The following is a 13731-nucleotide window of genomic DNA, read 5'->3' as shown; positions in this document are numbered from 1 at the left end:
CCCCGCGTCTTGGCATCGAACCAGGCATCGATTTTCTCTTCAGAGCCGAGGCGCTGATCGATATCCCGCGCCTCATAGACGAGATCCAGCACGACTCCGTCTTCCACCCCTTCGCTGAACTTATACGTATGAATATATTTCCCAAAAACCTCCTGGCTGGTCGCTTTATCCTTCATGAGCAATGGCGTGCCGGTGAAGCCGATGAAGACCGCATTCGGCATCATCGCCTTCATCACCCGGTGCAGCTTGCCGCTCTGCGTGCGGTGGCACTCATCCACGAAAACAAAAACCTCACCCACCGTCGGACTTGGTTGCGCTTCCAGATCCTTGATGAAATCGTCGAAATCGTCCACGCCCTGGCGCCCGAATTTGTGGACCAGAGAGCAGAGCAGGCGCGGCGCGGCCTGCCCGAGCAGCTTCATCAGCCCCCTGCCGCTTCGGGTGCGCTTGATCGCCTCCCCAGTCTCTTTGAAGACCCTTTCGATCTGTTTGTCGAGTTCATCGCGGTCGGTGATGATGGCGACGCGGGCATTAGGATTGTTTTCCAGGATCCACTTCGCGAGCATCACCATCACGATGCTCTTGCCGCTCCCCTGCGTGTGCCAGATGATGCCGCCCTTCTTCTTGCGCACCACCGCCTGCGCGGCCTTGACGCCGAAATACTGGTGCGCGCGCGGCAGCTTCTTCACCCCGCCGTCGAAAAGGACGAAGTCGTGGATCAGCTCGATCAGCCGGTCCTTGCGACACATCCTGAGCAGGTATTTGTCCAGCTTGAAGCGGCTGTCGTCCTGCTCGTCTTCCTTCCACTTCAGGAAATACTTCTCCGGTGTGCCGATGGTGCCGTACTTCAAACCTTCGGAATCGTTGCCTGCGAAGATGAACTGCACCGTGCTGAAGAACCAAGCGTTAAACTCAGGCTGCTGGTTCGAAAGATTCTGACGGATGCCGTCTCCGATGCTCACGCGGCTGTTCTTCAACTCCAGCACGCTGACGGCGATGCCGTTCACATAGAGCACGATGTCGGGACGCCGCTCCTGGTTCCCCTTGAGCGTCACCTCCTCGGCGATGACAAAGTCGTTTTGCTCCGGCTTCCGCCAGTTGATGAGATGGACGGTTTCCGTCACCTTGCCCGCCTCAATCTTTACCGGGACGCCGTAGCGCAGCAGGTTGTAGACGGATTGGTTATTGCCGTAGAGCGTGCGGCTGTGGTTGTCCGCCTCGGTGCGGAGCTTATGCAAGGCGACACTGATCTGCGCTGGTTTGTAACCGCTCTTTGTCAGCCATGCCGTGAGCAGTTCTTCCTCGATGTTGCTGTTGCCGTCGCGGTCGGTCCAGTCGCCGAGGTAGCGGTAACCCAGCTCGTCGCGGAACAGGGAGATGACCCTGTTTTGCGTAGCCCGTTCTGGTTGGCCGACAGTGCTCATGCGAGACGGATCCTCCCGGTCAGCAGTTCCTGCATCATGCCCTGCTTGATCTGCCGAGTCTTGTAGAGCTTGGCTTCCAATGTGGTGATCTCTGTGTCCATGTCGGAGAGAATGGCGGCGATGGCGGTTTGTTCCGGTAGAGGAGGGATTGGAATTGTGAACGCCTTAAGCCAGGGAAACTCGACACTCTCCACAGTAGTGCCAGACTTCAGGCACCGAGCGAGGATGCGATCTCCATTGTAGGCTAGCGAATGCAGCACGTAATCCGGCAGGACATGGCAATTCGGCAAAAGCGCCTTAATGTCCTGGTTGATCGCCATTGGGATCATGTTCATCGCAACAGGGAGAAACTTTCGGAGAATGCCGCTTCGGGTGACTACAATGATAGATCCCGTTGGAAGCATGGTCGTGGTTCTTTGCTTGACCGCGTATTCTGAGATGGCGGATGCCGTCCCAATTAACCTGGCCGATTTAACATCCCCGGACGAAATCCAGGGCACAGTTCCGGCCTGCCAAAAAGCTGGGTTTCGCATTGACGGGGTCATGCCACCTGTCCATCGACCGAGTTCGTCGAGCCGCTTCACCTCCCACTCCCCGCTGAAGCCCGGCAGGCGCTTCTTGCCGGTGAGCAATTCCTGCATGGCGCCTTGTTTGAGGTGGCGCTTCTTGGCGAGGAGTTGCTCCATTGATTCAATGAGGGCATCCGCATCGCTCAACGCCTCGGCGATGGCTTCTTGTTCGGGTTTGGTAGGCGGGGTCGGGAAGCGGAGTTTGTTGATCTTCTCAAGGGTTAGACGAGTAATGGCGTTGCCCGCCATTGCATCCTGAATTTGGCGCTGGCCCTGCGACGTCAGTACCTGTTGCAGAAAATACCCCGCGCAATGCTTACTTGGATTGAATCTCAAGAACGCGACGCTCGAAAGTAGGCTAAACTCCTCATCAAGGTTGTTTAGTGCGGCGTTTCCCGTGTTTGCTCCATCCTTTGTTAGGAGAAGATCACCTTTCTTCACATCACAACGCCGGTAAATAGCCTGATGCTGAGCTGCGTCAATCCAGCTGGCAGTAGACATATCTAGGTGACCGAAGCGAATGTTCTTGGATGTAACATAGAGGTATCCACTTCCACCGATCCGAGGCGAGAAGTGAGTGCCGTCCTGAATCTTCGAGCATGCATCGAATGCGCTAATAACTCCCCAATCCTCCGGAATCACACCCACCTCGGTTTGCTTGTAGCCGGGCTTCACTTCCATGAGAAACCCATCCGCTCTAGATGACGGTTCACCTTGGCTTCCAGCTTGGCTACACGGCTGACCATCTGTGGCATCGGGGTTTCGTAGCGTTCGGCGAGTTCCTTCACGCGCTGGGTGAGTTGCTGGCTTATACGATCCATCTCGCCGTTGATGGCGGCATCCAGCGTCGCGAGCCACTTGCCGTCCACCACCAGCGTCTTGATCTCGGCCTCGCTCAACTTTGGATAGTGGGCATAGGCTTTTGTATCAAGCGCCGCCTCAGCTTCCTTGAGCTGCTTCTTAAGCTCGGCCTCTTTACTGTTCAATTTCAGCCACTTGTTCAGTACGGCCGCTTCTTCCCTCGCCTCCTTGTCGCCCTTAAATTCCTTCAGCCTGCTCGCGACGTTGGCTTTGTTCACCTTATCGAGTTCGGCCAAGGCACCGTCCTCGCCACCATGCTCCTCCTCCATCTCGGTGAGTCGGGCGGTGACGCCCTCCAACTCGGCGGCGAGCCGATCGACATCCGTTTGATCTTTAACAAAATAGCGAGCGACGATGAGGGATTTGGGTACGAGGTCACAGGTCCAGCCCTTATCCTTCTCCCTGCCCTTCTTGTCCTTTTCGATGATCCGGGTGGTCTCGGCCTTCCATCCGTCGGCGGCGATAAGATATCCGTCGTCCTGCATGGTATCCGCCCAGTAATCCATCAGGTGCTGATAGATGTCGTAGGGATCGATAAGCGGCTTGCCGGCGTAGTGGGCGAGCAAGCCCTCGGCCAGCGCCGCGATGACCTCCTTGGGATGGCATCCGGCCTTCAAGGCTTTCAGCTTCGCGGCTGTCTTCTTGCGCCAGGCAGTGAAATGGGCGTTCATACCGGCGATGAAGGCCGCGAACTCCGGATGCTCGTAGATGGCCGATTTGATGGACGATTTCTCCACGGTGAGAACGAAGTAGCCTGGGCGGTCTTTCTTGAACAGCGAGTGCCGGAGCTTTGGGCAGACGTCCCAGTAGCGCTGGAGCGCATCGATATCGGCCGCGGGGATGCCGCCCTGCAAGTGGCCCGCGATGTCCTGCACATCCTCGGGCGTCTGGCTGTCGATATAGCGCGGCAGGTTGAGGTTAAACTCGTTCTGCTCGATCTCCGCGAAGGGAACCATGCGCGCGTATTTCGGGACGTCGAGTCGTTTGTTAAAGACGTCCACGATTTTGTGAATGTCCCTGCTGCGCAGGCGATTCTTGGGGCCGTCCTTCATAAAACCGCCGCTGGCGTCGATCATGAAGACGCCCTTGCGGGCCTGGGCGTCCTCCTTGTCGATGACGACGATGCAGGCGGGGATGCCGGTCCCGTAGAAGAGATTGGCGGGCAGACCGATGATCCCCTTGATGTAGCCTTTGCGCACGAGGGCGCGGCGGATGTCGGCCTCGGCGTTGCCGCGGAACAGCACGCCGTGCGGCAGGATGCACGCTCCTTTGCCGGTGCTCTTCAGCGAGCGGACAATGTGCAACAGGTAGGCATAATCGCCCTGCTTTGACGGCGGCACACCGAAGGCTTTGAAGCGCTCGAAGGGGTCGTTCAGCGGATCGAGTCCGGTGCTCCAGCGCTTGTCGGAAAAGGGCGGATTGGCGACGACATAGTTGAAGGTCTTGAGGGTGTCGCCGTCCTTGAATTTTGGATCGGCCAGCGTGTTGCCCTGCACGATCAGCGCGGTCGGATTGTTGTGCAGGATCATGTTCATCCGCGCGAGGCCGCTGGTGGCGGCGTCCTTCTCCTGCCCGTAAAGGGTGACGGGAGTGCCAGCCTCGGTGCCGACCTTCAGGAGCAGCGAACCGGAGCCGCAGGTGGGGTCGTAGACGGTGGTGGCGGCACTGGTCTTCGTGGTTCGGATGCCGCTGATTTGCGCCATGATCCGGCTGACCTCGGCGGGTGTGTAGAACTGCCCCTTGCTCTTGCCACTCTCGGTGGCGAAGTGCCGCATCAGGTATTCGTAGGCGTCGCCCAGGATGTCATCGTCGTCGGCCCGGTTCTTGGAGAAGTCGAGCGCCGGGTTCTCGAAGATGGCGATCAGGTTGGTGAGCCGGTCCACCATTTCCTTGCCGCTGCCGAGCTTGGCCGCGTCGTTGAAATCGGGGAAATCGGAGAGCTTGTTGGCGTTGGCCAGGGGGGCGATGATCTTTTTGTTGATCTGGTCGCCGATATCGCTCTTGCCCTTAAGGGCGACCATCTTCTTGAAGCTTGCGCCGGGCGGGATCGTGATCGGTGCGAATGGCTGACCGGCGTACTTGTCGCTGACGTATTTGATGAAGAGCAGGACGAGGACGTAGTCTTTGTACTGGCTGGCGTCCATACCGCCACGCAGTTCGTCGCAGCTTGACCAGAGGGAGGAGTAGAGTTCGGATTTTTTCAGGGCCATTCTTTGGTGCTCCAGCTTCGATTTGTTGCCAGGGTGTCACGTTAGGGCTGAAGGCCGACCTCCGGCTTTATCGCGGGCCGGACTGGCGCTGCCCCGGCCAACCCGGAATGATCCTATCGCATCCCCCCCTTGAGCGCCAGCGCCATGAAATGCGGGACCGACAGCTGCGCAGAGACACGGGGGCAGTCAGTCCCACCGCCTTCCTTGGGAATGTATATCTTTCTTTTTGACGGATAAGTTCGTTAGGTACACCATTATAACATTATCGATAGGGCTTAGAGTCACCCGATCAAATCTCCATTCGCCAGCATATCCACTATTCCTCGGCCTTCTCCCTTTCTGACCACCATGCAATGTTATCCTTTTTAATTCTAAAATATTCAGAATAGGATTCAACCTGATCATATTTTCCAATGTCTGCTAAGCTCTTTTCTTGCAACCGAAGACTGTTGTTAATTCGTACAAACAAAGCAAAGCCCACCACAAATATCATCGAAACTGCTGATAGAATGACACCCTTGAGGGAGAGCAGGGTTGGGAAGAATGCATAAATCGAAAGCGACACGCTCTCATCCTGTCTTATCGGCAAAAAGCTAAGGGGCCATATAACGCCTACAAAAAATAAAATAATTGCCCCAAATGCTGATCCGGTGACCAGGCGAGAAGCTTCCGGATTACGCCGGCTTTCGCGTATAAAGAATTCCAGCGCTCGGCAATGATCCCTTATCTTAATCTCCAATAGGTCGATTTTTTCGCGCTCACTTTCTACCGATGCACTAATACTGGTATCTTGCTTGGGTCGTATTAGTCTTCCAAGGGCAGCTTGCTCACGTATAGATGATTCAAGCGGACTGCGCCGAGCATCTGCTTTCCGGCGGGCTTTTTCCCGGGCAATTGTCCTCTCGATAGCTTTAAGGACATCGTCCTTTGGTTGGAATGGAGAATAGTTGAACTCAAAGTAATATATTTCTGATGGCTTGAATTCCTTTTCGCGTTCCAAAGTACTTTCTAGGGTATCATAAGCCATCTCCCAACGGCGATCATTATACCAGCTGAAGTAACAGTTTCGGGCTTCATCCAGCAACCTCTTTGTTCTTAGCTGGAATTCAACAAGTCTGTCTTTTCGCCCTGAAAAAGAGGCTTGTGCACCCACTATTTTTGTTAATATAAATGCCCCGAATATCCCAACGATTGCGGCGCATGATTGAGATATTGCACTATATAGCCAATTACAATCTTCCACCAAGACAGTCCCTTCGGGTACCTTGCGTCGCATTATACTGCGGGCCGGTCCGGGCCCGCCCTCGCCAACCCGCAATGACCCTATCTCATCTCCCCCTCGAGCGCCAGTGCCATGAAATGCGGGAGCGATGGCTGCGTAGAGTTACGGCTGCAATCAGTCCCACCGCTTCTTATGGGGACAAGTATTTTTCTCATTGACGAAGGAATCCAGACGAGGTCGTTAGGTTGTGTCTTTTTTGCTATCGGTGTTCTTATTATCTTTGACTTCCTTCGTCTTCTGTTTCTTGTCTGAAGCACGACGCATCTCTTTTCCTAAAAATGTTACCATGGTCGCCGACAAAGCAGTTATGATTGCGGCCACCATTGGTAGGAATATTTTAAATGTCTCAGATGTGGAACTTATTGCATCTTCTCGGAGTTGATTTTGGAATAATAATAATATTGTCATAATGGTAGTCATTAAACCGAGCATTACACTCATCATGGTTACCATTCTAGATCTATACTCTTCTAGCTCGGATCTATGCTTCGGGCGTTGGTCAGTTTCAGGAATTGAACCCTCTACGACATGCGTTTCTTCTGTCGTGAGCGATTCCAGCTGCTCACAGTATTGCTGTTTGGTGCTGGCAGATATGAAGCTAGAATCCATAACCTCCTTCATTAACTCCTCACTAATTTGGCCTGGATCGTATAAGTCTTTTCGTTCTATAGAATATTTCCGTGCTGTCGCGCTAAGAAGAGATTCCACGACGTGTTTATCTGGAATACAACCCTCAGAAATGCCCGGACGGATGGCGTAAATGACCTCTCGATTTGCGGAGAGTAATTTCTGATAATATTCTCGTCTATCTCGTCGTGACAGAATAGTCCGACTAACAATGGTGACTAAAATCCCGCTGAGGATGCCGCCACCAATTCCTACTACCCATGGATTATTCAACCACATAAACACCTCTTATATTGTACAGATAATATCGCTCTACTCACTAAAACATAATAGGCGCTTCCAGGGAGACTTTTGGTTTTTTCATCATTAATCAACCAATCGTTCTTTCAACCTGCGAGGGCTCTTGGCGCGGTTCTCGCCAACTCTCTCATCGCGAAACTATTATCACGCCAAGCGGGGGACGCCGCAAGAGCGATCATCAGGTTCAATTGCCCCCCGTACCCGGATTCCATCATGGCCCGGAGTCTATGGGCTCCATCTCAGAGGCCGAAGATAAGGATGCAGTCAGTCCCTCCGCCTTCCAGAGGAGAACTTTATTTTTCAATTGACGGAGGAGTCCAGATAAGGCCGTTAGCCTTCGTGCCATTTTATAATGACGCTTCCACCAATCCGCTACCTTACTTCCATCTTTGGCCCTTCTCGGTACTCCGGGTGAGCGTTTATCATCTCCTCGGCTAGTGAGAAATCATTATTGCTTGAGAAAATGAACCTTGTAGAAAACATCACCTGCAGTGAGTTGTGGTTTATCACATTTTCAAAATTGTATGGAATTGCTCGTCTATCTTCAACCGCAGCCCTGATTTGTTCCAATAGAAGTGGCTTGTCGACTGCCTCTGCGGCCATTTGGGGGCTTGCGTTTGAAAGCGATATGTAGTCTTTGTATGTTTTTTTAAACATCTCAAGGTGACTAGGGCACAACAAACCAAGTGTGTGGCATTTTGAAATAGGAAAGTAGATTTCAATTCCTTTGACTGCCAAGCCCAAATTTCCGAAGTATCCGAAATCGTGCATGTTTTGTAATGTCAAGGGATTGTCAGAAATCCAAAAAGGTCGTTTTTCTGGTGCTGTAAACAGTACCCAGAACTTATTGAGGAAATATGGAGTATACTCAAAGGATTTGTGAATGGACCGCATATGCGCAAGTTTGGGGTCCTCGTTAGACTGTTCTTTATAGCCCTCGATTTGCTCTGGCTTAAAGCCCATTTTGCGAATCGCAACAAGTAAGTCTTCTCTTGCTTGCTCCCACATATTACGCCATTGACGTGTTCTCACTAGCTGAAGGGCAAGAAATTTAGAAAATAATATTCTCTCTTCATCCGATAATGACGCAAGGCTATTCTCAAGGGTAATGTGGTCAATGACCTCAGAAGCCCCGCTTTCTAGATTCTCGAACGTGGATTCTAAAGATAGGTCATATCCTTCATATTCAAAATCGTAAAAATATTTCTCTGCCGCGATTTTACTTATGTTTGTTTTAAAAACGGACGATCGCTTCTTATCAAAAACCCAAACCTGTTCATTCTCTTCGGCAAATCGTTTTAATATCAATCGCGGAACATAATGTTGCACCTTTGGTTTCGCAGGATTCATGATTCACATTCTCGTAAAGCTAATGAGTCTGTAGGAAAACCTATTTAACAAATCGTTGCACCATCACCCAGTAACCGATTTTCTTTTCTTGTGTAACCTGTCACCACATAACCAGCCCAAGTAAGACCAACTCAATCACCCCCCGCGATTGTTACTGGTGGCGCTGGGAGTGTTCATAGGGCGCCATTCGCTGACTTCCGTACCCGCATGCACAGCACCCGAGGCCGCCTCATCAGCTGTGCGTACTCCTCCGGCTTGACCTCCGCGAACTGCTTGGTCGGCACTGGCTCAACCATCCGCTCGATGAAGAAACCCGCACGGACTATCGGGTCTAGGATGTTCGAGAATGGCCGCCGGTAGCATGGCACAACAATCGGATCGCCAAGTCCACGCCAAGTATATTCACGCAACTCTGTCGAGAAGTAGTCATCCGTCTCATTGAGTGTATACTCCGAGCATGGGTGACCGACAGAGAAGACCACGCATCCCCCCGGCCTCAGTACTCGAGAGAACTCCCGAAACAGAGCCAACCAGTCGCGGACGTACCCCAGTGTGCCTGAGCTGAGGATTACGTGAAACGACGAATCCGCCAGAAAGGGCATTGGCTGCTCGAGATCGGCCAACTGCAGGACGGCCGTGTCGCCGATACGCTGCTGTGCCACTTCGAGCATGTTCGGACTCACATCGATCCCGACAACGTCTGCTCCCTGAGCGAGAAGCCACTCCATTAGCACTCCCGGGCCACACCCCGCATCCAAGACTCATCGGCCGGATACATCCGGTAGCAATCCCAACATGGCAGGACGCTCGTAATAGATGCTGCGAGGATTCTCCTCGATCGCCGCCGCGTATGCCTTCGCCATCGAGTTGTAGGCATCCAATGCCACCGGCCAAGCCGGATCCTGATTGCTCAAGCATCCTCCTGCGCATTGCATTTAACGTCCGTTAACCTACGAGGGGTTTTGGCGCGACCCGCCCAACCCGCAATGACCCTATCTCATCTCCCTCGTCGGTGCCAGGACTATGAAACGCGAGACCGATGACTTCACGGAGATGCGGTTGCAGTCGGTCCCATTGTTTTCCCTTAGAATGTTAATATCTCTCATTGATAGAGGAATCCAGACGAGGTCTAGACGGTACTTTTGACACCTAAGCTAAGGCGAGAATCAGCAATTGCGTGTGACTCTATTCTGATAAATATTGTCCCAGTCAATTGTATTATTCTGGCCAACGCTTCTATGGTCCAACTCCCAGAGAATTAGTCTCCAGCCAAGCGTACCACCTGCTACAGGAATGGTCCTAAACCACCGGGCGCGGACTGAGGCACGCAAAGATGCCCAGGTTTCGGGAGCCTGCCGAACATGCCTTGGATTTGATCCCCAGGACACAAGACTAAGCCATGAATTAAGGCTAAGGCTTTCGGCGAGGGATTGTTCAATTGGTAATATTGTAGGGTTCGGAACATTATACTTTGATCCCGAAGGAGACCAACGGAGGTTGAGTTTATGTTCTCGCAGGGCACGAAGAACCTTGGCGAGGACTGACGATTCTCCGCCAACAAGTAGGTAAGTCCTCAAAGCGTCACCTTCAGGAGAAATAGTCCGTGACAGCGCCAATTTCCACAAATCTAATGCGACATGAGATGCATTTGCTTGGCTCAGCCATTTAATCTCACAAACAAGTCCCTGATCGCCATTGCCCGGTCGGATTCCAATATCGTGCTGAATTGGGCGGCCCGCCCCTGGGATGTGGTCGGCATTGTATCGACAGCTATTATTGTTCCAGTCAACGGACAACTCTCGGACAACGCGATCGGCTCCAGATGGATTGGCAAGGATGAGTCCACGAAGAAGCGACCCGCGAATGTAGTCTTCAGTCATGCCTACTTGGATTTCAGTAGCTAGCTCGGTTGCCAAAGCGCCCTCAGTCATGAGAAATGCTCGCTGCATCCAGTTTTTGAATTCTCCGGCATTCAAAGTCGTTTACTCTCTAATCCGTCTAACGTATATTTTACTGCACTTAAGAAACAGATAAACTGCCTGGTTTCATTGTCGCCCGCAACTAATATTGAGTTCTGCTATGAGTCCGTTACGTCCACTCAAGGTAAGGTATCTCGACCTCGAACGGATGGTATCACCCCTGAACCGGCTGGTACAGCTCATTGTGAAGATCCGCAAAGGGTTGATTTATTCAATTGATGGCGGGGCATGACGTAAATGCAATTATACAATCTGACCACACTGCAAGTGATTCGTTCATAGCTTAGCTTGCTATAACAATAATTGAAGCGCTCGGCAATCTACAAAGAGCTTGCTTCGCTTTGAGATGGCGTGAGTTCGCAACGAACGAGAAACGATGGAATGGTGGGCGTTTCAGAACGACTCGCGGTAATGCACCTTGCACAATCAAGTGGCTTTCACATTATCGCAAATGTACAAGCACGTCGCTATTCCATCGAAGGAGGACGTTCATTCAGAGCCATTTTAGGGGCAGCCGGGGCCGATTCTGGGCCGCGAGGGGCAGCTCGGAGGCCGATTTGGCGGTTCCGGGGAGCAAGGGGGCGGTTTGGGGGCAGAATTCAGGGCTTCGGGACTCCATAGGGGCATTTAAGGGGCAGGATTTCGCCTGTTTTTTTCATTTCACTGCCCCTCCGGATACACCCCAACAGCGGCAGTGATCTGTAAAATAAAGAGTTAGCGGATTTCGGCTCCTGCCGCATCCTTGCCGTTGGGCCGGATTTATGCGATTTCGATGCCGCAAAATCGCCCCTTTCGCGGAGGGGCATGCCGCAAAAAGGGCAGTTACGAAAAGGGGGATGCCGCAAAAATGCCCTTTACGCCAAAGCCGATGCCGCAAAATGGGCCCTTGGGGGGTGTCTGATGACCCGATTTCGAGACCCCCTCCCAGGCTCCAGATGGCCGACCCCATAAGCTCTTGAATTTTGACCTAGCATCTAGTCTAGCAACACGTTATGAGTACGCCAATAGCGATGCCGGAATAGGCGACCCCCTAACATCAAGGAAGAGTAGACGTTAGGTGCAAATCGTGCTGAGTCAGCTATCGTAGATGACGATGCAGGATCTCGGATAGTCCATCTGAAAAACCCGCTGATGGCCTTGCCCGGGAAATGGCAGCACATAGACCGGCACCGTCAGGCCGGTAAGTGCGATTGCCTCGCGCACGTGCTTCTCGATCTTCTTCAATGCAATAACGATCACAGTTGGTTTTACATTCTCGATCCGGCCTGCCAAGCGGGGAATGCCCTCCCTCAGCGTCTTCTCACGCTCACGCCGTGGCATTTTATTAACCGGGATAAGACTCAAATCGTCCAGGTAACAACCCTTAACCATAAAGAAACGGAGGAAGGCATCCATCGAGGAAAACTTCATGTCATAGACGCTCTCAAAAACACGCGCGGTGGTGGATGTCATGTTGGAGGTTTTGTAGAAGAATCTGCCGCTTGCAGGCGCAGATTCTCCGATCATCAACAACTTCACGTTGCGTGGACGAAAAGACTGTCGAAGAGCTTCGATCTCCATAGAAGGATCCTCATCACATAAATATTCTGGTTGTCTCTAATGACTCGGTGTCCACCACACTAGCCCCTCGGGTGGGGCCGATACAACAACCGCGTTTCGGAATAGGAAAGGAGAAATTCAGAAATAGCATCGCTGAGTTTGTTAAACGTGCGCTTGCTCAGGTACTCAGAGGTTTACTGATCGATTTGCGGCAACTCTGACTCGAAGACCACCTTCCCATCTGCCCCTGGCAGCTCGATTCGGGTGACATCCTGCAGCCTGGCCCCAGCTCCATTTTGGCAATGGCCTTTGCAGCCCTCATGGCCATCAGTCGCCCGGTGGCTTCTAGCTCGGCTTCCTTGGGGTCGGTGAACAGCGCCGGATTGTCGTCCATCATCAGGCCACCCTTGAATTGCAGCTCCAAACTGCGCAGAGACGACTCAAAGTATGTCTCCCAGCTCGCTCTCGGCTTTGGCGTCAACAACGACCCATATGGGGTTCATCCCGTCCTTATGTCGAGATCGGCATAACGGTCCACATCTCATATTCCGTCTTCCTTCCCGATCCAAGCAACGCTAGGAAAAAATGTACGGGATCCAGAGACTTGAGGATTGCTGGAAATGTGAGATACAGGCGCGGCAGATTACCTTGAGCGGGGTCATCAGATCATCCGCTCGGCGGTCAGTTTCTCCCACATCTCGCGATGGCGAGACCAAAGGGGTATGGCGGCTATGGGACGAACATTTCTCTCCCGGATCGAATCGCACCCTTTGGTGGTGCGAGGCAGGAAAAGGATCGCCTCCTGGAGTTCCGAAGCCAGGTTCAACAAATCCATGATCTGGCTAATCCTCGCTCGGCTCACACCACCTAACCTGGCCAGATCAGCGTAGTCCTTTACAATTCCTTGGCGAATTAGATCGTCGTAGCGGATCGCCAGGGCCATGAGGCGGGATATTCGCGGGACCCGGCCTGGTTTAACAGATGGCGGTGTCGGTCTGGCTCCTCTCTTCAACCGTCGACGTCCCTTGTCCCCATTGCTGAAATGGACCTTGAACTCCAGGGTCGGGCCGCCTGCACGAATCACCGTCATCCCTCCTCGATCAATGCCTTAATCCCAGACGGTCGAAATGTAATGGAGAGCATATCGCCGTCATAAACCACGCGTTCCACAAGAAGCTGGATGGCACGGGCTTGCTCCCGTGGTGAGAGGGTGTCCCATATCGGTACGAAATTCTCCATGGCAATATTCAGTTCTTTCTCGTCAACCCGGCTACTCTCCAGCTCGGCCTTTCGCTTATTGATCTCACCGAGTCGCCCCTCAGCGGACTCGATGCGTCCCTGGAGATCGACAAGCGCGGCGGCCCCCGATTTCCGATCTCGACCCTTAGAGGACGATCCCACAAGCCGTTTGACCCTGGCGGACCACCGCTTCAGGTCCTTGGAGATTGTCCGCCGCTCGCAGTCGAGTTCATCGAGCTGCCCCTTCACATTTGCCCGGATCGTTTCCAACACCTTTTCCTGGAGCTTCGGATCGGCTCCGATGCCCTTAATCCGCTCGACAACGAACCGCTCGATCTCACCTGCCGGAAT

Annotated in this window: 12 protein-coding genes; 1 reads left to right on the top strand and 11 read right to left on the bottom strand. The window is 52.9% G+C overall.

All coding sequences use genetic code 11. The features are described 5' to 3' along the window. From KJ970_11105 to KJ970_11070, 8 genes are all read right to left on the bottom strand, one after another. The coding region (locus KJ970_11105; GenBank protein MBU2691464.1) for an HsdR family type I site-specific deoxyribonuclease at nucleotides 1–1424 on the bottom strand (1424 nt) is incomplete at its 3' end. Next, on the bottom strand, nucleotides 1421–2674 hold the full coding sequence (locus KJ970_11100; protein MBU2691463.1) for a restriction endonuclease subunit S: 1254 nt from the start codon (nucleotides 2672–2674) through the stop codon (nucleotides 1421–1423). The genes KJ970_11100 and KJ970_11105, both read right to left, overlap by 4 nt. Next, nucleotides 2665–5064 (bottom strand): type I restriction-modification system subunit M, encoded by a 2400-nt coding sequence (locus KJ970_11095; protein ID MBU2691462.1) that lies wholly within the window; start codon nucleotides 5062–5064, stop codon nucleotides 2665–2667. Before KJ970_11095 ends, KJ970_11100 begins: the two co-directional genes overlap by 10 nt. Before the next feature lie 316 nt (nucleotides 5065–5380). Then, nucleotides 5381–6217 (bottom strand): hypothetical protein, encoded by an 837-nt coding sequence (locus KJ970_11090; protein MBU2691461.1) that lies wholly within the window; start codon nucleotides 6215–6217, stop codon nucleotides 5381–5383. Between the two features lie 309 nt (nucleotides 6218–6526). Further along, complete coding sequence (locus tag KJ970_11085) at nucleotides 6527–7252, bottom strand: hypothetical protein (GenBank protein ID MBU2691460.1); 726 nt, start codon at nucleotides 7250–7252, stop codon at nucleotides 6527–6529. Nucleotides 7253–7645: 393 nt separating this feature from the next. After that, nucleotides 7646–8623 (bottom strand): DUF4238 domain-containing protein, encoded by a 978-nt coding sequence (locus tag KJ970_11080; protein MBU2691459.1) that lies wholly within the window; start codon nucleotides 8621–8623, stop codon nucleotides 7646–7648. Nucleotides 8624–8796: 173 nt separating this feature from the next. Next, nucleotides 8797–9351, bottom strand: a complete 555-nt coding sequence (locus KJ970_11075) for a class I SAM-dependent methyltransferase (GenBank protein ID MBU2691458.1) — start codon at nucleotides 9349–9351, stop codon at nucleotides 8797–8799. 33 nt (nucleotides 9352–9384) lie between these two features. Then, entirely contained in the window at nucleotides 9385–9537 is a 153-nt protein-coding gene (locus KJ970_11070) for a hypothetical protein (GenBank protein ID MBU2691457.1), read from the bottom strand. 723 nt (nucleotides 9538–10260) lie between these two features. Here KJ970_11070 and KJ970_11065 point away from each other — a divergent pair. After that, nucleotides 10261–10527 carry a hypothetical protein gene (locus KJ970_11065; protein ID MBU2691456.1) on the top strand — a complete coding sequence of 89 codons (267 nt, stop codon included), beginning with the start codon at nucleotides 10261–10263 and terminating at the stop codon, nucleotides 10525–10527. Between the two features lie 1149 nt (nucleotides 10528–11676). On the opposite strand, the gene KJ970_11060 is transcribed toward KJ970_11065, so the two are convergent. The 3 genes from KJ970_11060 to KJ970_11050 all read right to left on the bottom strand — a co-directional run. After that, nucleotides 11677–12162, bottom strand: a complete 486-nt coding sequence (locus KJ970_11060; GenBank protein ID MBU2691455.1) for a hypothetical protein — start codon at nucleotides 12160–12162, stop codon at nucleotides 11677–11679. A 640-nt stretch (nucleotides 12163–12802) separates the two neighbouring features. Then, nucleotides 12803–13231, bottom strand: coding sequence for a hypothetical protein (locus KJ970_11055; protein ID MBU2691454.1), 429 nt, complete (start codon nucleotides 13229–13231; stop codon nucleotides 12803–12805). Beyond that, the coding region (locus KJ970_11050; protein MBU2691453.1) for a recombinase family protein at nucleotides 13228–13731 on the bottom strand (504 nt) is incomplete at its 5' end. The genes KJ970_11055 and KJ970_11050, both read right to left, overlap by 4 nt.

Source organism: Candidatus Eisenbacteria bacterium, from assembly GCA_018831195.1.
Lineage (GTDB): Bacteria > Eisenbacteria > RBG-16-71-46 > CAIMUX01 > JAHJDP01 > JAHJDP01.
This window is presented reverse-complemented; position numbering and strand designations above follow the sequence as displayed.